Raw genomic sequence first — 18,719 nt, forward strand, 5'->3', positions numbered from 1 at the left:
TCAGGAGGTTCAGGGCAAATAACAAGGGACGCCTCTCAGAGACGTCCCTGAATCTTGCGCTCCGATCACTCTCAGGTGAGTGCCGGCTCGCGCTCCTGCACGCGGCTTAGCGCCTCGTCGCGGGTTTGCGCTGCAAGAGCGTCATTCGTGGCCTGAAGTCGGATGAGTTCTGCCTCCAGATCCCGGATACGCTGCTGCAGGCGGCGCATCTCCGAGACCATCCGAGGGTCAGGACCGCCGACGTGGCCGAGTAGAGCCTTCGCCATGGTAAAGGGTCCTCCACGCTGAGTGACCAGACTGGTTCGCGCACTTCTATTCCGCGGGAGGGGTGCGCGTGGTACCTAACAAGAGTCGCACCGGCAGTGTGGGCGGTCAAGTCGAACCAACCGCTGAGCCCTACTGATGGGCACTCCCGACATACAACTATACCCTATTTGGGCGGTTCGACGAAACGCGCTACCTCTCCATGAATCCGCCCAAACTACCTCGGGGTTCGCTCCACCGTTCCACTACTCCATCCACTCTGCCCGGCGTGTCGCAACCTCTGAGCAGCTCCAGCAGCTTGACGCACGCCTGCCTCGGCCCCTCCGCGACGACCTCCACCCGGCCGTCGTCGGTGTTGCGCGCCCAGCCCGTCAGGCCGAGCTCCAGCGCCCGCGCCCGGGTCCACCAGCGGAAGCCCACCCCCTGGACGCGGCCCCGCACCCAGGCGGTCAGCCGGACGTCCTCGCTGCTCTGCGCCATCTCATCCCCTCTTCACGCGACCAGCGCCATGGCCGACTCACGGACCGCCGCCTCGTTGAACGCCCTGATGGCCGCCGTCTCCCTGGCCCGCAGCCAGGCCAGGCCGAGTATCGACGGAGGCAGCCCGGTGACGGGCACGAAGCTGAGATCGGGGCGGGCGAGCTGCAGCGCCGTGGGCGTGCAGAACAACATGCCGCCCCGGTTGAGCGCCACCTGGGTCAGGCCCTCCTGCGTGGTGGCCACCTTACCGGCCCGGGGAATCGGACGCCCGGAAGGGGTTACGGACGGTGCCATCCGCTCGTGCCAGGAGCGCGGCGCCGGCCCGTCGAGGCCGATCAGCGGCACCGAGGCCAGCTCCTCCACGCCCAGCCCCGCCCGGCCCGCCAGCGGGTGCCTGACGGAGACGCCGAGCAGGTGGGAGACGTGGTTCAGCCCCTCCCCCGTCGCCAGGTCGGGCTCGTCCACCGGCAGCAGCGTGAACGCGATGTCCACCAGGCCCGCCCGCAGCTTGCTGAAGGGGTCCGACAGCGGGATCTCCACCAGCTCGACCGCGCACCCGGGGTTGCGCCGCTCGAAGGCCCGCACGCTGCCCGTCACCACGTCCGTCGGCGTGGCCAGGAAGCCGACCCTGATCACCCCTGTCACCTCGCGCGCCGCCGCCCTGGCCCTGGTCACGGCCTGCGCCATGCCGTCGTAGGCGGGCCGCAGGTCGGCCAGGAACCGCTCGCCGAGCGGGGTGAGCCGCACCCGCCTGCTCGTCCGGTCGAAGAGCCGGCCGCCGATCCTGGTCTCCAGCGAGCGCAGGAGCTGGCTCACCCGCCCGGGTGACAGGTAGAGCCGCTCCGCCGTACGCGCGAAGTGCAGCTCCTCGCTGAGCACGATGAAGCACTCCAGCTCCCTGAACTCCATGACCGCCCCTCACGCCCGATCGTTAAGTCTGGTTAAAGCAAGCCTTCGGGGTTCGCCATTGTTCCCGCCCGGGGCCGGCAAGAGGCTGGCCGCATGACTGTGACAGAGGTTTCCGTACAGGCGCGCTGGCTCGCCGTGACGTCGGTGGCGGTGGGCACGTTCACCGTGGTGACCAGCGAGATGTTGCCCATCGGCCTGCTGACCTCGATGGCCGGCGACCTGGGCGTCTCCGCGGGCACGGCCGGTCTGGCCATGTCGGCTCCCGGGCTGGTGGCCGCGCTCGCGGCGCCGGTGCTGGCGGTGCTCGCGCGGCGGGCCGACCGGCGGCTCGTCCTGCTCGGGCTGATGGCCTTGCTGGCGGTGGCCAACCTGGCGGCGGCCGCGGCGCCGAACCATCCCGTGATGCTGGCCGCCAGGGTGCTGACCGGGGTGAGCATCGGCGGGTTCTGGGCGTTCGCGGCCGGGATCGGGGCACGGCTGGTGCCCGAGCCCGCCGTCGGCCGGGCCACCTCGATCATCCTGGGCGGGGTGTCGGTGGCCTCCGTGCTGGGGGTGCCCGCGGCCACGTTCGTCTCCTCGTTCGCGGGGTGGCGCAGCGCCTTCGCCGCCGCCGGGGTGCTGGCGCTGGCCCTGCTCGCGGTGCTGGCCACGTCGCTGCCGCCGCTGAAGCCGCCGGCCGAGCCCGAATCGTCACCCGTGCCGGAAAAGCGCTCCTCGTGGCTCTCAGGGCCGCTCAAGCTGGTTCTGGTCCTGACGACCCTGGCCGTCTCCGGCCACTTCGTGGCCTACACCTACGTCCGCCCGTTCCTGGAGGAGGTCGCGCACGCCGGTCCGGCCCTCGTCAGCAGCGCGCTCCTGCTGTACGGGGCCGCCGGGGTGGCGGGGAACTTCGCGGCGGGCGCCAGGGCGGCCAGGAACCCCCGGCTGACCCTGGTCACGCTGGCCGCGCTCATGGCCGCGGCCATGGCGGCCCTGGTGCTGACCGGCGTGCCCGCCCTGGTCGCGCTCGTGGTCTGGGGGCTCGGCTACGGCGGCGTCGGGGTGACGCTGCAGCTGTGGATCATGCGCTCGGGCGGCGGCGAGCTGGGCACGGCGCTCTTCGTCGGCGCCTTCAACGTCTCCATCGCGCTCGGCGCCTTCGCCGGCGGCCGGATCGCCGACGGGCTGTCGGTCCCGGCGGTGATGGCGGCGGGAGCCGGGCTCGCGCTGGCCGCCGCGGTCGTCGCCGCCGTCGCGGGCAGGACCCGCGCCGGAGGCGGGGCCGGCACGGCCGGCTCGGACGGCGGGGGCGGGTCCGAGGCCGGAGGCGGCGGGGTCAGCGCGGGCGGCGCTGGCAGCGAGGGCAGGAGTAGGAGGAGCGGTTCATGAACGCCTCGCGCCTGATGGCCGTGCCGCAGCGGGAGCAGGGCAGGTCGCGCCGCCCGTACACCTCCAGCGACCGCTCGAAGTAGCCGCTCTCGCCGTTGACGTTGACGTACAGGCTGTCGAAGGACGTGCCGCCCTGTTCGAGCGCGGCCCCCATGACCGTGCGCACGGCGGTCAGCAGCTCGGCCACCTTGGGCCTGGTCAGCGTCTCCGTCGGCCGGGCCCAGTGCAGCCTGGCGATCCACAGCGCCTCGTCGGCGTAGATGTTGCCCACGCCGCTGATCAGCGACTGGTCGAGCAGCGCCCGCTTGACCTCGGTGCGCTTGGCCCTGAGCCGGCGGGTGAACGCGGCCTCGTCGAAGGCCGCCTCGAACGGGTCGGGGGCGATGTGCGCGATCGGCTCGGGCACGCCGCCCACCAGGGGGCTGAGCATGACGTGGCCGAACGTGCGCTGGTCCACGAAGCGCAGGTCGGGGCCGCCGTCGGCGAAGCGCAGGCGTACCCGCAGGTGCTTCTCCAGCGGCGAGTCCGGCTCCACGACCAGCAGCTGGCCGCTCATCCCGAGGTGGGCCAGGAGCGCCTCGGGCGGACCCGACAGCGGCAGCCACAGGTACTTGCCGCGGCGCTCGGCGGACAGCACCGCGCGGCCCTTGAGCCGCGCGGTGAACTCGTCGGCGCCGGGCACGTGCCGCCTGATGGCGCGGGGGTGCAGCACCTCCGCCGAGGCGATCTCACGCCCGATCACCCACTGCGCCAGGCCGCGCCTGACGACCTCGACCTCCGGCAGCTCAGGCACCTCGGACCTCTTCCGACTGGGGGTACACAACTCTCACCCTGTGGCCAACGCCCGGCGGCCCCGCAGCCCTTCCCCGGGCGCTCAGCCCGCGGGCTGGCTCTCGCGCTGGTCGCGGCGGGCCCTGATGCGGGTCCACGCCGCCTCGGCCGCCTGCTGCTCGGCCTCCTTCTTGCTGCGCCCGGTGCCGGAGCCGTAGGACTCGCCGCCGACACGCACCATGGCCGTGAACGACTTGGCGTGGTCGGGGCCGCTCTCCTCGACGTGGTACTCGGGCACGCCGAGCGCCTCGGAGGCGGTCAGCTCCTGCAGCGAGGTCTTCCAGTCGAGCCCGGCGCCGAGCGAGGCCGAGCGCACGATCAGCGGGTCGAACAGCAGGTGGACGACCCGGAACGCCTCGTCGAGGCCCTTGTCGACGTAGATCGCGCCGATCAGCGCCTCAAGGGTGTCGGCCAGGATGGAGGACTTGTCGCGCCCGCCGGTGCCCTCCTCGCCCCTGCCGAGCCGCAGGAACCGCCCGAGGCCGAGCCCTCTGGCCACGTCGGCCAGGGCCCGCATGTTGACCACCGCGGCACGCAGCTTCGCGAGCTGGCCTTCCGGCAGGTCGGGGTGGTTTCGGTAGAGGGTGTCGGTGACCACCAGGCCCAGCACCGAGTCGCCGAGGAACTCCAGGCGCTCGTTGGTGGGCAGGCCGCCGTTCTCGTACGCGTAGGAGCGATGCGTCAGCGCGCGCTCCAGGATGTCGGCGTTCAGGCCGACCGACAGGACCCGCTCCAGCTCGTCTCTGGCGACCTCGACGGCCACCGGCTTAGGACCTGCGCCCACGTGCTTCCTCCTCGGACATCTTCCTATGGCGCGCCGACTGCGGAAGATGCCCGAAAACGTGGTGGGCGTCGGGGTAACACGTTAGCCCCGGCGTCCACCACGGCCGCGGGCGAACCGCCGCCGCACGCATCTGAGACGTTAACGCCGACCGAGGCACTTTGGCACCCGGTCGGCATCACGTCAACTGCTGCTGGATCAGGCGGACGGCTCGATGACCTGACGACGGTTGTAGGTGCCGCAGGTGGGGCACGCGATGTGCGGCTGCTTGGGCGAACGGCACTGCGGGCAGCTCACCAGGGCGACAGCAGTCGTCTTCCACTGGGAGCGACGGGCGCGGGTGTTGCTCCGCGACATCTTTCGCTTCGGGACGGCCACGTCACTTCTCCTGATCGTTATCTTTGTCGGTAATCAGACCTTGCAACGACGCCCAGCGGGCGTCGATCTTCTCGTGCCGGTGATCGTCGCCGGCCTCGGCCAGCTTGATCCCGCACTCCGTGCAGAGCCCCTCGCAATCCTCACGGCACACGGGGCTCAACGGCAGTGCGAGCACCACCGCGTCGCGGAACGTCGGCTCGAGGTCGAACAGCTCACCGTCGAGCAGCGAATCCTCCTCCGAGGCGTCCTCGTCGGAGTAGAAGAACAGCTCCTGCAGGTCGACCTCGATCTCCGAGGAGACCGGGTCGAGGCACCGCGCGCACTCCCCGGCGAGCGGGGCCTGCGCCGTGCCCGAGACGAGCACGCCTTCCATCACTGCTTCGAGCCGGAGATCCAGCTCGACTTCGGCGTCCTTGGGGACACCGATCATGTCGACGCCGAGATCCGCCGGTGCCGGCAGGGTCAGGGTCATCTGCCGCATCGTCCCTGGCCGCTTACCCAGGTCATGAGTGGAGATCACCCACGGGGAGCGGGGGTCGAGGTGCTGAGTCATCCTGCTCTCGCTAGGCATGGCGAAAACGATCGCCGTCGTACAAGGCCGAAATGAAAGGATAGCAGCTCGCGGTCAGCCCCTGAGCCGCTCGATGAGCAGCTTGTGCACCAGATCGGGCACCAGACCCGAGACGTCCCCACCATACCGGGCGATCTCCTTCACCCGGGAGGAGGACAGGAACGAGTACTCGGGGTTGGTGGGCATGAACAGCGTCTCGACTCCCGACAGGCGGTAGTTGAGCTGCGCCATCTGCAGCTCGTAGTCGAAGTCGCTGACCACCCTGATGCCCTTGACGATGGCGGGGATGTCGTTCTGCCGGCAGAAGTCCACGAGGAGGCCGTGGAACTTCTGCACCTTGACGTTCGGAAATTCCTTGGTCACGGTCTGGAGGATCTCGATCCGTTCGTCAACCGTGAACAGGCTGCTCTTCTCGACGTTGATGAGGACTGCCACGGTCACCTCGTCGTACAGCCGCGCGGAGCGGCCGATGATGTCGAGATGACCATTGGTGATGGGGTCGAACGACCCCGGGCAGACTACGCGGCGCAAGACGCCTCCCAGGTCTACGGGTTCCCGGCGGCGCGACCGTACCAAACGGATGCTTCGCCATAACGACGGACCCTCTCCTCAACGTACCCCTCAGGCCACATCAAGGGCTTTCCCCTGCTTTCCCTCTCGAACGCCACCAAAGCGTCAGACGTCAGCCAGCCGTTGTCGCGCAGCAGCACCAGCACCGTCTGGACCTCCTCGTCCGCCACCGCGTAGGGCGGGTCGGCGAAGACGATCTCGAACGGCGACTCCGGCGGCTGCCGCAGCAGCCGCTCCACCTTGTCGGCCACCACGCGGGCGCCCTGCAGGCCGAGCGAGGCGACGTTGGACTTGATCGTGCGGACCGCCTTGGCGTCGGACTCGACCAGCACCGCCTCGGCCGCGCCGCGCGACAGGGCCTCCAGGCCGACCGCGCCGGAGCCCGCGTACAGGTCGAGGACGCGGGCCTCGCGCAGCCCGTACAGCGAGTCGAGCGTCAAGAGGATCCCTTCTCGCGCCCTGTCGCTGGTCGGCCTCGTGCCACGCCCCGGCGGCACGGCCAACCGCCGTCCACCTGCCACGCCTGCGATGATCCGCGTCATGTGACCCATTGTTCCGCATGTTCGCGCAGGTCAAGAGTGGACAAGTGTCTGCCTCGACTGCGCAAGGGTGATTGGCATCCGGGCGCCCGGCCCCCAAGATGATGACTGCGGCCTTCAAGGTGACCCACGTGGAGGCCGACCGGCGTGATCGTGAGCCCTTCCGCACGCCGGTTCCCTCGGCACCTGACCCGAGGGTGGGCCCAGCCGGGGACGGCATTCGGGGGGAGGCCGTCCCCGCGGCTGGGTTCGTACGGAGTCAGGCACTCCGCGCGGCCGGGCTCGCGCGGGACCTCAGGTCATCTCCAGGTGCTCCGCGCGGCTGGCTTGTGCGGAACCTCAGGTCTTCTCCAGGTACTCCGCCCGCTCGTCGGCCAGCAGCCTGTCGATCTCCGCCCGCAGCCCCTCGTGCCGCGTCAGCTCCGGATCCGACTCCAGCAGCGCCGCCGCCTCGTCCCTGGCCGTGGCGATCACGTCCTCGTCGCGCAGCAGTTGCAGCAGCTTCAGCGACGACCGCTTGCCCGACTGCGCGGCCCCCAGCACGTCGCCCTCCCGCCGCTGCTCCAGGTCCACCCGCGACAGCTCGAAGCCGTCGAGGGTGGCCGCCACCGCGTCCAGGCGGGCGCGGGCGGGGGTGCCCTCGGGGAAGTCGGAGACCAGCAGGCACAGGCCGGGCAGGCCGCCCCGGCCCACCCGGCCGCGAAGCTGGTGGAGCTGGGAGACGCCGAAGCGGTCGGCGTCCATGATGATCATCACGGAGGAGTTGGGCACGTCCACGCCGACCTCGATGACGGTCGTGGCGACCAGGACGTCGAGCTCGCCCCGGGTGAACGCGCGCATGATCGCGTCTTTCTCCTCCGGCGGGAGCTTGCCGTGCAGGGTGCCGACGCGCAGGTCGTGGAAGGGCCCCTGGGTGAGCAGGTCGGCCACGTCGAGGACGGCCAGCGGCGGCCGGCGCTCGTCGTCGGAGGCCGCGCCCGCCAGGTCGCCCTCGTCGCCCTCCAGGTCGCCGATGCGGGGGCACACGATGTACGCCTGCCGCCCCAGCGCCACCTCCTCCCTGACCCGCTGCCAGGTGCGCTCCAGGTAGTGGGGCTTCTCGGCGGCGGGCACCACGTGCGTGGTGATCGGGGCGCGGCCGGAGGGGAGCTGGGAGAGCGTGGAGACCTCCAGGTCGCCGAAGACGGTCATGGCGACCGTGCGCGGGATCGGGGTGGCCGTCATGACCAGCACGTGCGGCCGCCCGCCCCCCGCCTTCTCGCGCAGCGCGTCACGCTGCTCCACCCCGAACCGGTGCTGCTCGTCCACCACGACCAGCCCCAGGTCGGCGAACTGCACGTGCTCCTGCAGCAGCGCGTGCGTGCCGACGACGATGCCCGCCGTGCCGGAGGCCGCGTCGAGCAGGGCCGAGCGGCGGGCGGCGGCGCCCATCGAGCCGGTCAGCAGCGTGACCGCCGTGCCGCCGAACATGCCGCCCTGCGCCAGGTCGCCCAGCATGTTCGTGATCGAGCGGTGGTGCTGCTGGGCCAGCACCTCCGTGGGGGCCAGCAGGGCCGCCTGGCCGCCGGCGTCGACGACCTGGAGCATCGCGCGCAGCGCCACGACCGTCTTGCCCGCGCCGACCTCGCCCTGCAGCAGCCGGTGCATGGGGTGCTCGCGCGCCAGGTCCGCGGCGATCTCCTCGCCGACCTGGGCCTGCCCCTCGGTCAGCGAGAACGGCAGCCGCGTGTCGAAGTCGGCCAGCATCCCGTCGGCCCGCCGCGGCCTCGGCTTGGCGGGCCAGGCGGTGGCGGCCTGGCGGCGCTGCAGCAGCACGGCCTGCAGCACGAACGCCTCGTCGAACTTCAGCCTGTCGCGCGCCCGCCCCACCTCCGCGAAGTCCTTCGGCCGGTGGATGGCCACCAGCGCCTCCGAGAGGTCCTGCAGCCGGTGCCGGCCTCGCAGGCTCGCGGGCAGCGGGTCGTCGAGCGGGCCGAGCGTGTCGAGCACCATGCCGATCGCGCGCCTGATCGCCCACGGCGTCAGGTCCTTGCCCGCCGGGTAGATCGGCACCGGTGCCGACGCGAACTCCTCCGCGCTCGCCTCGCTCTCCTCGAACAGCTCGAACTCGGGGTGCGTGAGCTGCCAGCGCGGATTCGTCCGGGTGCCGAACAGCCCCACCTTGCCGGCGAACATGCCGCGCCTCCCCGGCTTGAGCCGCGACTCGGCCACGTGGGAGCCCTTGCCGAAGAACGACAGGTAGATCCGGCTGCCGCTCCCGTCGACGACCTCGACCTCCAGCCAGGTGCCGCCGCGGTTGCGCATGGGCTTGCGCATGAGCCTGGTCACCTCGCCGACCACGGTGACGTGCTCGTCGACCTCCAGCGCGTCGAGCGAGGTCAGCTCGCCGCGCTCGGCGTAGCGCCGCGGGTAGTGGCGCAGCAGGTCGCCGACCGTCTCCAGGCCGAGCACGCTGTGCAGCAGCTTGGCGGTCTTCGGGTCGAGCGCCTTCGTCAGAGGCTCGTCGAAACGGCTCACGGCAATAAGTTCTACCGCCTGGGGCCGACAGGAATCCCCGCTCCGGTCATTCCACGCCGATGAGGAGCGGGTAGCCGCCCTGCTCGCCGTCGTACACCACCAGGTCCACGTCCGGCCGCGTACGCCGCAGGTGCTCCTCCAGCCCGGACGCCAGGCCTTCCGGCGCCTGCGCGCCCGTCACCAGCGTCACCAGCTCGCCGCCGCCCGCCAGCATCCGGTCCACGACGACGACGGCCACGCCGTCGACCGAGCCGCCGATCACCGCCACGTCCCCGTCGATCATGCCCAGCACGTCGCCGGGACGGCACACCCCGGCGCTCGTGAACGCCTCCCTGTCGGCCACCGTGACGTGCCCGTAGCGGGTGTGCCCCGCCGCGTCCGTCATCGCCACCACGTCGTCGTCGAAGCGGCGCAGCGGGTCGTGCACGGCCAGCGCCGCCAGCCCCTGCACGGTGGCCTTCGTGGGCAGCACGCTGACCGTCACGCCGTCCTCGCGGGCGATCTCGGCCGCCGCCGCGGCGACGGAGCGCACGCCGTCGTCGTTCGGCAGGACGGCGACCTCGCTGCCCGCCTCCCTGATCGCGGCCAGCATCGCGGGGAGCGCGGGCCGGGTGCCCGGCTCGCGCCGCACCACCACCGCACCGCACTCCTCGAACAGCGCCGCGATCCCGTCGCCCGCCGCGACCGCCACGACGCCGCGCCCCGCGCTGCCACGGTGCACGCGCTCGGCCAGGTACGTGATCCGGATCCGGTGCGGCCTGCCCGCGCGGATCCCCGCCTCGACGGCCGGCCCGGCCTCCGGGACGTGCACGTGGACGTTCCACAGCCCATCGCCGCCGATCACGACCAGCGAGTCGCCCATGCCGTCGAGCTCCTCGCGCAGCCCCGCCACCGCCCCGTCGTCGGCCTCCAGGAGGTACATCACCTCGTACCCCGCACCCACCTCCGTCATCGGCGTGACCCTGGCGGTGGGCGCGGGCACGTCGTAGTGGCCGGCCGAGGCGCCGCAGATCACCTCGGCGAGCGTCTCCAGCACGATGGCCGCCCCGGCGCCGCCCGCGTCCACGACGCCGCTGCGGGCCAGCACGTCGAGCTGGTCGGGCGTGCGGCGCAGCGCCGCACGCGCCTCCCCCGCCGCCTGCCTGGCCACCTCGTAAAGATCACCCTCCAGCTCCTGTACGGCCCGCGCCGCCGACTCCAGCACGCTCAGCACCGTGCCCTCGACCGGCCTGGCCACGGCCTCCCTGGCCAGCACGGCCGCCCTGAGCAGCCCCGCCCGCAGGTCGGCGCCGTCCTTCAGCACGTCGGCGAGGCCGCGCAGCGCCTGGCTGACGATCACCCCCGAGTTGCCGCGCGCCCCCACCAGCGCCCCGTACGAGAGCGTCTGCCACACCACGGCCGCGTCCACGTCGTCGGGCAGCGACTCGACGGCCTCGGCGGCGGACAGCATGGTCAGGTGCAGGTTCGTGCCGGTGTCGCCGTCGGCCACGGGGAACACGTTGAGCGCGTCGATCTCCGTCCTGGCCTGGCCGAGCGCGTCGGCCGCCAGGCGGGCCCAGCGCCGCACGGCGGGCGGGTCGAGGACCTGCATACGACCTCCCACCCTGCCAGGATGCGCTACCGTTGTCCGAGGAGAATATCGCCGCCCTGGACCTGATCCAGATGCTCTGGTTCGCGCCCATCGGCGTGGATCAGATATTCTCGTCTGGCTGGCCGGTTGTCCCGGCATGCCCTCCGCCCGGAAAGCATCAGCGGACAGGGCTACATCGACTGTTTTAAGGAGCGATACCGTGGCTTCCGTCTGCGATGTCTGCCGCAAGGGGCCGACCTTCGGCAACAACGTGTCCCACTCGCACCGCCGTACCCGCCGTCGTTGGAACCCCAACATCCAGACGGTCCGCGCGGTCGTCGGCGGCACGCCGAAGAAGCTGAACGTGTGCACGTCGTGCATCAAGGCGGGCAAGGTCACCCGCTAGTTCACACTTGTGCGAAGGCCCGCTCCTCCTGATGAGGGGCGGGCCTTCGTCATGCCTTGAGACGTCCGCCGGTGCGGGCGGGCGGGCGCGCGCGCTTCAGCTCGTGCGCATGGGCGACCGGCCCTGGGCGCAGGCGACCGCGCGCGGGCAGGCTTCAGGACGTGGGGGCGCGACCGGCACCCCCACGACGGCGACAGGCGTCGTTCAGCTCAGCTCAGCTCAGCTGACGACGCACTCCCCCTCGACCAGGCCGCAGTTCTGCGCCTGCGAGCCCCGGCCCGTGGCCGTGAACGTGACCTCGACCGAGGCCCCCGCGGCGATCGACGCCGTCAGGTCCAGGATCAGCAGGTCGCCGTCCTGGGTCCATTCGGCGCCGTCCACTCCCGTGACGCGCCCGTCCACGGGGACGGAGACGGTGGGGTTCTGGAGCGGCTGGGCGGAGGTGTTCGACAGCGTCAGATTCGCCGAGTAGGTGGCGATGCGCTGCTTGATCGTCTGCTGCACGTTGACCGAGCCCGCGCTGCCGCCCGAGGAGCCGAAGGTGCTCGAGGAGGTGGGCTCGGGGGTGCTGCCGCCGGGCGAGCCGGCGCCGGAGTCGGTGCTGGAGTCGTCCAGCGTCGAGGCCTCCTCGGTCGGGGTCTCCGACACGCTCTCCTCGACCGGCGGATCCTCCGTCTCCTCGTCCTCGGGCTCCGCCGGCTTCTTCGTCTTGCTCTTGCTCGGCGTGGGCGTCGGGGAGGCGCTGGTCGCGCGGGGCGGCGTGCGTACGTTGGAGGAGGCGGTCGGCGTCGGGGTCTCGGCGGGCTCGCCGTCCTCGGCGGCCTCCTCCGCGGGCTCGTCCTCGACCGGCGCCTCGGAATCCTCCTCGGCGGGGTCGGAGACGGCCGGGCCGGGCTGGCTGCTGGTGGCCTGTACGGCCGCGCAGGTCGTGCCCTCGCACTTGGCCGGGTCGCCCGAGCTCATGAACTTGACGCCCGCCACGGTGCCACCGAGCACGACGGCCACGGCGGCCACCGACAGCAGGGCGACCCTGCCCTTGCCTGCTCCGGCGGGGGCGGCCAGCACGTCGTCGCCACCGCCGCCGCGTCCTGACTTGCGGCGGCCACGGCGGCCACGGGGCTCGTCGGCCGGCTCGTCGCCGTCGTTGGACCAGCCTGAGCCGAGGAAGCCCGTCTCGGCGTTCGCCCAGGCCGGGGCCAGCGCGGCCGTCGGCTCGCCGGCCACCTTGACGTCGCCGGGCTCGGGCGGGGCGCCGTAGACTGCGTTGGGGCCCGAGGGCGAGTCGAACCTGGCCGTACGCTCGGGGTCGTCGAACGACCCGCGCCCGTCGGGGTCCTCACCGAACGGACCGGGACCGCCGAACGGACCGGGCCCGCCGAACGGATCGGGACCGTTCCCCGGCCCGCCACCGGGACCGTCGAACGGCCCTGGCCGGCCTGGCCCTCCATGAGGCCCGCCCATCCACCCGGGCGTGCCGTCAGGCCCGCCCATGTGACCAGGCGCGCCGTCAGGCCCCATGCGGCCCGGTGCACCGTCAGGCGCGCCCATGGGGTCGGCCGGGCCGTCGAAGAACGCCGTGCGCTCGGCCGGAATGTCGAAGAAGCTGGTGCGCTCGGCGGCGGCGTCGAACGGCCCCGGCCGGTCGAAGGGGTTGGCGGCCGGCGCCCCGGAGCCGCCCTGCGCGGCGGGGAGGTCTCCGGACGGGTGGCCGGGCTGGTCCCACTCGGGCGGCCGGGCGAAGGCACCGGTCGTCTCGAACGGGCCTGCCTCGTCCTCCCTGGGCCCTCTGTGCGGCGGGAAGGCACCCGCAGGGTCGTTGGCAGAAGGGAAACCGCCGGCGAGGTCGTTGGGCAGCGCGAAGGCGCCGGTGGTCTCGAACGGCTCGGGCTGCTGCCCACGCGGCGGCGGCGTGTCGCTACGCCGCGGCATGGGGGCCCACTGCCCCGTTACCTCCGGTCGGTCCGGCAGCGACGGCCAGCCCGGAGGCTCGGCCTGCTCGTCAGGACCCCAAAAAGCGCTGTTCCCCCGTTCATCCCCGTCGTCGGATCCACCTGTGCCGTGGCGGCCCATGGCTGCCCTTTCTTCCGGTTACAGTGGCCGCCAATCTTCATAACACCTTTACTACGCCGTTGTCACAGCAATCCCACTAGTCGTACCCCAAATACGGAGATTTTCACGTAAATCGGGACAGAGCATCACCCAAAGTGATCCCAGCCGCGAGCGGCGATGTCCCGGCCGTGGACCAGCACGCCCTCCCCCTCGGTCACCCGGCCTACCACGTGCCACCCGTCCGGCAGCCGCACCTCCGCCGGGAACACCGCGGCCAGGGCGTGATCCTCGCCACCCGCGAGCACCCACTCCAGCGGATCGGCCCCCAGTTCCTTGGCCGCCGCCACCACCGGCTCGCCCATGGGGAACGCCTCGGGATCCAGCTCCACCCGTACGCCACTGGCCTGGGCGATGTGCCCGAGGTCCTGCAGCAGGCCGTCGCTGACGTCCAGCATCGCGCTGGCCCCCAGCTCGGCCGCCAGCGGCCCCATCGCGTACGGCGGGCACGGCCGGCGGTGACCGGCCACCGCCTCCGCGAGCACCCCTGACCCCACGGGCACCCCGGCCTCCAGCAGCGCCCATCCGGCGGCGGCGTACCCGAGCCGCCCCGCCACCGCCACCACGTGCCCCGGCCGCGCCCCCGAGCGCAGCACGGCGGCTCTGCCGCCCAGGTCGCCCAGCGCGGTGACGCCGATGACGACCAGGTCGCAGCGGGTCACGTCGCCCCCTGCCACGGAGGCGCCGACCAGCGCGCACTCCTCGGCGAAGCCGTCGGTCAGCGCGTCGAGCCAGCTCACCGGCAGGTCGGCGGGCAGGCCGAGGCCGACCACGAGCGAGGTCGGCGTCGCGCCCATGGCGGCCACGTCGGCGAGGTTCTGGGCGGCGGCCTTGCGGCCCACGTCGTAACCGGTGGACCAGTCGCGCCTGAAGTGCCTGCCTTCGAGCAGCAGGTCGGTCGAGACGACCACGCGACCGTCGGGCGCGCCGACGATGGCGGCGTCGTCACCCGGACCGAGCATTACCGCCGCACCTTGGGGCAGACGAGCGGTAATACGATTTACCACACCGAATTCGCCGAGATCTCCGACTGTGATGACGCACCTCCTGACGCACACAGGGTACGGTGGGCGTTCGGCGTGATCCAATCGCCCGGGAGGACGTGATGGTGCAGGCCTACATCCTTATCCAGACCGAGGTCGGCAAGGCCGCCGCCGTGGCCCGCGAGATCTCCGGGATTCCGGGGGTCACCCAAGCGGAGGACGTGACGGGGCCCTACGACGTGATCGTTCGTGCGGAGGCGAGAAACGTCGATGAGCTGGGCAAGCTCGTCGTCGCGCAGATCCAGGCAGTGGCCGGGATCACGCGTACCCTTACGTGTCCGATCGTCCACATCTGAAAGTAGCCGCATGCGTGCCGCCGCCGTCCTGCTCGTTCTCCTGGCACTCGCCGGTTGCGGCGGCACCGTACAGGTCGAGCCGCCCGTCCCGCAGGGCGAGGCGGTCGCGGCCTGCGACAAGCTGGCCACCCTGCTGCCGCGGACCCTCGACGGCGACGAGCGCGGCACGTCCACGCCCGAGTCGCCGTACGTGGCCGTCTGGGGCTCGGGGGCCGTCGCGCTGCGCTGCGGCGTGCCGAGGCCGGCCAGGATGGCGCCCACCGACACGCTGCAGGAGATCGGCGGCGTCGGGTGGTTCGCCGATCCCGACAAGCCGGCGCTGTTCACGGCCGTGACCGACCTCGCCTACGTGGAGGTCACGGTCGGCGGCGAGCACGTGGCCGCCGAGGTGCTGTCGGACCTGTCGAAGCCGATCGCCCGGATCGCACCGCCGAACGGGTGAAGCCTCGGACGAGGTCTCACCGCAAGCCGGGCGAGCGCGACAGCGCGAGCTGGATGAGCCGGTCCACCAGCGCCGGGTAGGACAGGCCCGAGGCCGCCCAGAGCTGCGGCGCCACCGACAGCGACGTGAACCCCGGCATGGTGTTGATCTCGTTGAAGACCAGCTTGCCGTCGGGCGTGTAGAAGAAGTCGACCCGGGCCAGGCCCTCGCACTCCAGCGCCTCGAACGCGCGCACGGCCATCCCGCGCAGCTCCTCGGCCGTCTCCTGCGGGATGTCGGCGGGCACTGTCAGCGACATCTGGTCGGGGTAGTACTTCGCCTCGAAGTCGAAGAACTCCTGCCCGCCCTCGACCTTCACCTCTCCCGGCATCGACGCGGCGGCCGGCTCGTCACCGAGCGACTGCAGCACCGCGCACTCGATCTCACGGCCGGGGATCGCGGCCTCGACCAGCACCTTGGGGTCGTGCTGCCGGGCGAACTCCACCGCGGCCTCCAGCTCGGCCCTGTCGCCGGCCTTGGAGATGCCCTGCGAGGAGCCGGCCCTGGCCGGCTTGACGAAGACCGGGTAGCCGAGCTCCTCGGTCTCCTTGAGCACCTGCTCTCGGTTGAGCCGCCAGTCGCGGTCGCGGATGACCACGTAGGGGCCGGTCGGCAGCCCCGCCGCGGTGATCACGGTCTTCATGTACGCCTTGTCCATGCCGACGGCGCTGGCCAGGACGCCGGAGCCGACGTAGCGGACCCCCGCCATCTCCAGCAGCCCCTGGATCGTGCCGTCCTCCGCGAAGGGCCCGTGCATGACCGGGAACACCACGTCCACCGAGCCGAGCTCGACGGGGATGCTGCCGGGGTCGTAGGCCACCAGCGAGCCGGAGCCCGAGGGCAGCGCCAGTGCCGCGCCCGTGGTGTCGACGGCCGGCAGCTCGCCGGCCTCGATGGCGAACCGCTGGTCGGAAGCGGCCAGCACCCACCTGCCGTCCTGGGCGATCCCGATCGGGATCACCTCGTACTTGCTCCTGTCTATCGCATTCAGCACGCTGCCCGCGCCCATGAGGGACACGGCGTGCTCGGAATTGCGGCCTCCGAATACGACGGCGACGCGTGGCTTGCTCATGGTGTCCGAATCTACCGGGGTGTCCCTGTAACAGCGAGCTGAGCACGCCGTAATCAGGTCTTTCTCACACTCCGTAGCGCTCGGGTTTCGGCGATCGGGACATGAGCAGCATGCCCGCCTCCGACGGCGACATGCCGTCGTGCACGACCCCGACGACCACCTCGGTGATCGGCATCTCCACGTCGTGCTTCCTGGCGAGCTCCAGCACGGACTCGCAGGACTTCACGCCCTCCGCGGTCTGCTTGGTGGCCGCCACGACCTCGGCCAGCGTCATGCCGCGGCCCAGGTTCTCGCCGAACGTGCGGTTACGCGACAGCGGTGAGGTGCACGTCGCCACGAGGTCGCCCATGCCGGCCAGGCCCGCGAACGTGTGCGCGTCGGCCCCGAGCGCCGCCCCCAGGCGGGAGATCTCGGCCAGGCCCCTGGTGATGAGCATGGCGCTGACGTTGTCGCCCATGCCCATGCCCGCCGAGACGCCGACGGCCAGGGCGATCACGTTCTTCACCGCGCCGCCCAGCTCGACCCCGACCACGTCGGGGTTGGTGTACGGGCGGAACCACGGCGGCAGGTGGCAGATCGCCTGCAGCCGCTCGGCCACGGACAGGTCGGTGCAGGCCACCACGGTGGCGGCGGGCTGGCGCGCGGCGATCTCGGGCACCAGGTTCGGCCCCGAGACGACCGCCACCCGCTCCTCCGGCACCTCCGCCACCTCGCGGATGACCTCGCTCATCCGCTTGGTGGTGCCCAGCTCGATGCCCTTCATCAGGCTGACCAGCACCGCCCCGTCGGGGATCAGGCCGCGCCAGCCCGTCAGGTTCGCGCGCAGCGTCTGGGACGGCACGGCCAGCACCACGAACTCGGCCCCGTCGAGCGCCTCGGCCGGGTCGGTCGTGGCCCGCAGGCCGGCGGGCAGCGTCACGCCGGGCAGGTAGTCGGCGTTGGCGTGGTCGCGGTTGATCGCGTCGACCACCTCCTGCCTGCGGCCCCACAGCGTGGTGCGGCCGCCGGCCTCCGCCAGGATCATCGCGAACGTGGTGCCCCACGAGCCCGCCCCGAACACGGCCACCTTCGTCATCGCGTCACCGTCCAGCCGGGTCGTAGGGAGTCGCCGGGGCATTCTCCCCGCGCAGCTCGGCGAGCTGCGCGGTGATCGCCGCCATGATGTCGGCCGTCGCGTCGCGCAGCACGTCGGCGTGCGCCGGCTTGCCCGTGTACTTGGACAGGTCCACCGGCGGCCCCACGCTCACGCGGAACGTCTTGCGCGGGAACAACCTCGGCTTCTTCTCACCGTACGGCAGCAGCTCCTGCGCCCCCCAGTGGGCCACCGGGATGACCGGCGCCCCGCTCTCCAGCGCCAGCCGGGCCGCGCCCGTCTTGCCCACCATGGGCCACAGGTCGGGATCGCGGGTGCACGTGCCCTCCGGGTAGAACAGGATCGCGCACCCGTCGTCGAGCCGCTCGGCGGAGATGCGCAGCGACCTGGCCGCCTCGCTGCTGCCCCGCTCGACCGGGATCGCCAGCAGCGCGGTCACCGCCCGCCCCAGGAACGGCACCTTGAACAGCGCCGACTTGGCGAGGATCACCGGCCAGCGGCCGTTGTTGTACAGGAAGTGCGACAGCAGCACGGGGTCGGTCCACGACAGGTGGTTGGCCGCGATGATCACACCACCGGTCCTCGGGATACGGTCACCCTTGCGCCAGTCGCGCTTGACCAGGAGCCGCGACAGTGGCTTGACCACCACGACGGCGAAGGTCTCCCAGAAACGCGATGGTCGCGTGGGGCGGCTCATGCTCTCCTCCAACACGTACGGGATGCGCCCAAGTCTCCCGGTTGGCCACACGGGATGTCGAGGCGCGATGCTTAAGCCTATGAGCATCCGCTGGTCCCTGGTCATTCCGGTGAAGACGCTGGTCGCGGCGAAGACCCGGCTGGCGGCCGCGACGGGCCCGCACCGCACCCGCCTGGCCGTGGCCGTGGCCAGCGACACCGTGGCGGCGGCGCTGTCCTGCCCGCCGGTGGCGCGGGTGATCGTCGTGACCGCCGATCCCGCCGCCGCGGGGCCGCTCGCCGCGCTCGGCGCCGACGTGGTGCCCGACCCCGACCGCGGGCTGAACACGGCGCTGCGCACGGGCGCCGCGCACGCCGTGCGCGTGGCGCCGGGCGACGCGGTGGGCGCCCTCCAGGCCGACCTGCCCGCGCTGCGTCCCGCCGAGCTGGCAGTGGCGCTGGAGGCGGCGGCCGAGTTCGACCAGTCGTTCGTGCCTGATGCGCTGGACGTCGGGACGACGTTCTACGGGGTACGGCCCGGCGAGCCGTTCGCGCCCAGGTTCGGCGGGGAGTCGCGGGCCAAGCACCTGGCCGGTGGGGCCAAGGAGCTGTGCGTGCCCGGGATCGACTCGGTCAGGCGCGACGTGGACACGCCCGACGACCTGCGCGCGGCCGTCGCGCTGGGGCTGGGGCGGCACACGGCGGCGGTGGTCGCGGAGCTGTGGCCGGACACCGGCGTCACCCCGCCCGCGCGCCCGCCCGCCTGATC

At 72.1% G+C, this 18,719-nt stretch carries 21 protein-coding genes; 5 read left to right on the forward strand and 16 right to left on the reverse strand.

The window, feature by feature from the left end; translation table 11 throughout:
- Window positions 1-71 precede the first annotated feature (71 nt).
- The 3 genes from LCN96_RS47535 to LCN96_RS47545 form a co-directional block, all read right to left on the reverse strand.
- Window positions 72-266, reverse strand: coding sequence for a hypothetical protein (locus LCN96_RS47535; RefSeq protein ID WP_043618321.1), 195 nt, complete (start codon window positions 264-266; stop codon window positions 72-74).
- A 190-nt stretch (window positions 267-456) separates the two neighbouring features.
- The gene (locus LCN96_RS47540; RefSeq protein ID WP_225268984.1) at window positions 457-744 is read right to left on the reverse strand and encodes an acylphosphatase; all 288 of its coding nucleotides are present in this window, start codon (window positions 742-744) and stop codon (window positions 457-459) included.
- Between the two features lie 12 nt (window positions 745-756).
- Window positions 757-1,653, reverse strand: a complete 897-nt coding sequence (locus LCN96_RS47545; protein WP_225268985.1) for a LysR family transcriptional regulator — start codon at window positions 1,651-1,653, stop codon at window positions 757-759.
- Window positions 1,654-1,746: 93 nt separating this feature from the next.
- Between LCN96_RS47545 and LCN96_RS47550 the strand changes: the two genes are divergently transcribed.
- Window positions 1,747-3,021, forward strand: a complete 1,275-nt coding sequence (locus LCN96_RS47550; RefSeq protein ID WP_225268986.1) for an MFS transporter — start codon at window positions 1,747-1,749, stop codon at window positions 3,019-3,021.
- Here the strand turns inward: LCN96_RS47550 and mutM are convergent.
- The 8 genes from mutM to LCN96_RS47590 form a co-directional block, all read right to left on the reverse strand.
- On the reverse strand, window positions 2,969-3,814 hold the full coding sequence (mutM, locus tag LCN96_RS47555) for a bifunctional DNA-formamidopyrimidine glycosylase/DNA-(apurinic or apyrimidinic site) lyase (RefSeq protein ID WP_225268987.1): 846 nt from the start codon (window positions 3,812-3,814) through the stop codon (window positions 2,969-2,971). The two genes, LCN96_RS47550 and mutM, sit on opposite strands and share 53 nt — an antisense overlap.
- Window positions 3,815-3,895: 81 nt before the next feature.
- Window positions 3,896-4,615: a ribonuclease III gene (gene rnc / locus LCN96_RS47560; protein ID WP_225276217.1), complete on the reverse strand. Its 720-nt coding sequence runs from the start codon at window positions 4,613-4,615 to the stop codon at window positions 3,896-3,898.
- 216 nt (window positions 4,616-4,831) lie between these two features.
- On the reverse strand, window positions 4,832-5,011 hold the full coding sequence (rpmF, locus tag LCN96_RS47565; protein ID WP_033409409.1) for a 50S ribosomal protein L32: 180 nt from the start codon (window positions 5,009-5,011) through the stop codon (window positions 4,832-4,834).
- Between the two features lies 1 nt (window position 5,012).
- The gene (locus LCN96_RS47570; RefSeq protein WP_311132102.1) at window positions 5,013-5,582 is read right to left on the reverse strand and encodes a YceD family protein; all 570 of its coding nucleotides are present in this window, start codon (window positions 5,580-5,582) and stop codon (window positions 5,013-5,015) included.
- 54 nt (window positions 5,583-5,636) lie between these two features.
- Window positions 5,637-6,113: a pantetheine-phosphate adenylyltransferase gene (gene coaD / locus LCN96_RS47575; RefSeq protein WP_225268989.1), complete on the reverse strand. Its 477-nt coding sequence runs from the start codon at window positions 6,111-6,113 to the stop codon at window positions 5,637-5,639.
- A gap of 14 nt (window positions 6,114-6,127) precedes the next feature.
- Window positions 6,128-6,694 (reverse strand): 16S rRNA (guanine(966)-N(2))-methyltransferase RsmD, encoded by a 567-nt coding sequence (gene rsmD, locus LCN96_RS47580; RefSeq protein WP_225268990.1) that lies wholly within the window; start codon window positions 6,692-6,694, stop codon window positions 6,128-6,130.
- A gap of 336 nt (window positions 6,695-7,030) precedes the next feature.
- Complete coding sequence (gene recG / locus LCN96_RS47585) at window positions 7,031-9,208, reverse strand: ATP-dependent DNA helicase RecG (protein ID WP_225268991.1); 2,178 nt, start codon at window positions 9,206-9,208, stop codon at window positions 7,031-7,033.
- A 46-nt stretch (window positions 9,209-9,254) separates the two neighbouring features.
- A complete protein-coding gene (locus LCN96_RS47590; RefSeq protein WP_225268992.1) occupies window positions 9,255-10,799 on the reverse strand; it encodes a DAK2 domain-containing protein in 1,545 nt (514 codons plus the stop codon).
- A gap of 199 nt (window positions 10,800-10,998) precedes the next feature.
- On the opposite strand from LCN96_RS47590, the gene rpmB reads away from it, so the two are divergent.
- Window positions 10,999-11,184, forward strand: coding sequence for a 50S ribosomal protein L28 (gene rpmB, locus LCN96_RS47595; RefSeq protein WP_043618345.1), 186 nt, complete (start codon window positions 10,999-11,001; stop codon window positions 11,182-11,184).
- A 219-nt stretch (window positions 11,185-11,403) separates the two neighbouring features.
- On the opposite strand, the gene LCN96_RS47600 is transcribed toward rpmB, so the two are convergent.
- Both LCN96_RS47600 and LCN96_RS47605 read right to left on the reverse strand, forming a co-directional pair.
- Window positions 11,404-13,113, reverse strand: a complete 1,710-nt coding sequence (locus LCN96_RS47600) for a hypothetical protein (protein ID WP_225268993.1) — start codon at window positions 13,111-13,113, stop codon at window positions 11,404-11,406.
- Between the two features lie 266 nt (window positions 13,114-13,379).
- Window positions 13,380-14,327, reverse strand: a complete 948-nt coding sequence (locus LCN96_RS47605; protein ID WP_311132644.1) for a thiamine-phosphate kinase — start codon at window positions 14,325-14,327, stop codon at window positions 13,380-13,382.
- A 68-nt stretch (window positions 14,328-14,395) separates the two neighbouring features.
- Here LCN96_RS47605 and LCN96_RS47610 point away from each other — a divergent pair, with 68 nt between their 5' ends.
- Window positions 14,396-14,629, forward strand: coding sequence for an Lrp/AsnC family transcriptional regulator (locus LCN96_RS47610; protein WP_225268994.1), 234 nt, complete (start codon window positions 14,396-14,398; stop codon window positions 14,627-14,629).
- 10 nt (window positions 14,630-14,639) lie between these two features.
- Window positions 14,640-15,071 (forward strand): DUF3515 family protein, encoded by a 432-nt coding sequence (locus tag LCN96_RS47615; RefSeq protein ID WP_225268995.1) that lies wholly within the window; start codon window positions 14,640-14,642, stop codon window positions 15,069-15,071.
- 16 nt (window positions 15,072-15,087) lie between these two features.
- On the opposite strand, the gene LCN96_RS47620 is transcribed toward LCN96_RS47615, so the two are convergent.
- From LCN96_RS47620 to LCN96_RS47630, 3 genes are all read right to left on the reverse strand, one after another.
- A complete protein-coding gene (locus LCN96_RS47620) occupies window positions 15,088-16,182 on the reverse strand; it encodes a D-alanine--D-alanine ligase family protein (protein WP_225268996.1) in 1,095 nt (364 codons plus the stop codon).
- 64 nt (window positions 16,183-16,246) lie between these two features.
- On the reverse strand, window positions 16,247-17,257 hold the full coding sequence (locus tag LCN96_RS47625; protein ID WP_225268997.1) for an NAD(P)H-dependent glycerol-3-phosphate dehydrogenase: 1,011 nt from the start codon (window positions 17,255-17,257) through the stop codon (window positions 16,247-16,249).
- A gap of 4 nt (window positions 17,258-17,261) precedes the next feature.
- A complete protein-coding gene (locus LCN96_RS47630) occupies window positions 17,262-17,972 on the reverse strand; it encodes a lysophospholipid acyltransferase family protein (RefSeq protein WP_225268998.1) in 711 nt (236 codons plus the stop codon).
- Window positions 17,973-18,051: 79 nt separating this feature from the next.
- Between LCN96_RS47630 and cofC the strand changes: the two genes are divergently transcribed.
- Entirely contained in the window at window positions 18,052-18,717 is a 666-nt protein-coding gene (gene cofC, locus LCN96_RS47635) for a 2-phospho-L-lactate guanylyltransferase (RefSeq protein ID WP_225268999.1), read from the forward strand.
- Window positions 18,718-18,719: the final 2 nt, after the last annotated feature.

The organism is Nonomuraea gerenzanensis (assembly GCF_020215645.1).
In the GTDB taxonomy this organism is placed as follows: domain Bacteria; phylum Actinomycetota; class Actinomycetes; order Streptosporangiales; family Streptosporangiaceae; genus Nonomuraea; species Nonomuraea gerenzanensis.

What these genes read in the sequence shown, in the direction of transcription:
- rsmD (WP_225268990.1), bottom strand. Translation starts at nt 6,694, where the DNA reads ATGACGCGGATCATCGCAGGCGTGGCAGGTGGACGGCGGTTGGCCGTG.
- LCN96_RS47540 (WP_225268984.1), bottom strand. Translation starts at nt 744, where the DNA reads ATGGCGCAGAGCAGCGAGGACGTCCGGCTGACCGCCTGGGTGCGGGGC.
- LCN96_RS47610 (WP_225268994.1), top strand. Translation starts at nt 14,396, where the DNA reads ATGGTGCAGGCCTACATCCTTATCCAGACCGAGGTCGGCAAGGCCGCC.
- cofC (WP_225268999.1), top strand. Translation starts at nt 18,052, where the DNA reads ATGAGCATCCGCTGGTCCCTGGTCATTCCGGTGAAGACGCTGGTCGCG.
- LCN96_RS47570 (WP_311132102.1), bottom strand. Translation starts at nt 5,582, where the DNA reads ATGCCTAGCGAGAGCAGGATGACTCAGCACCTCGACCCCCGCTCCCCG.
- LCN96_RS47620 (WP_225268996.1), bottom strand. Translation starts at nt 16,182, where the DNA reads ATGAGCAAGCCACGCGTCGCCGTCGTATTCGGAGGCCGCAATTCCGAG.
- LCN96_RS47550 (WP_225268986.1), top strand. Translation starts at nt 1,747, where the DNA reads ATGACTGTGACAGAGGTTTCCGTACAGGCGCGCTGGCTCGCCGTGACG.
- LCN96_RS47535 (WP_043618321.1), bottom strand. Translation starts at nt 266, where the DNA reads ATGGCGAAGGCTCTACTCGGCCACGTCGGCGGTCCTGACCCTCGGATG.
- LCN96_RS47615 (WP_225268995.1), top strand. Translation starts at nt 14,640, where the DNA reads ATGCGTGCCGCCGCCGTCCTGCTCGTTCTCCTGGCACTCGCCGGTTGC.
- LCN96_RS47630 (WP_225268998.1), bottom strand. Translation starts at nt 17,972, where the DNA reads ATGAGCCGCCCCACGCGACCATCGCGTTTCTGGGAGACCTTCGCCGTC.
- LCN96_RS47600 (WP_225268993.1), bottom strand. Translation starts at nt 13,113, where the DNA reads ATGCCGCGGCGTAGCGACACGCCGCCGCCGCGTGGGCAGCAGCCCGAG.
- LCN96_RS47545 (WP_225268985.1), bottom strand. Translation starts at nt 1,653, where the DNA reads ATGGAGTTCAGGGAGCTGGAGTGCTTCATCGTGCTCAGCGAGGAGCTG.
- LCN96_RS47590 (WP_225268992.1), bottom strand. Translation starts at nt 10,799, where the DNA reads ATGCAGGTCCTCGACCCGCCCGCCGTGCGGCGCTGGGCCCGCCTGGCG.
- LCN96_RS47625 (WP_225268997.1), bottom strand. Translation starts at nt 17,257, where the DNA reads ATGACGAAGGTGGCCGTGTTCGGGGCGGGCTCGTGGGGCACCACGTTC.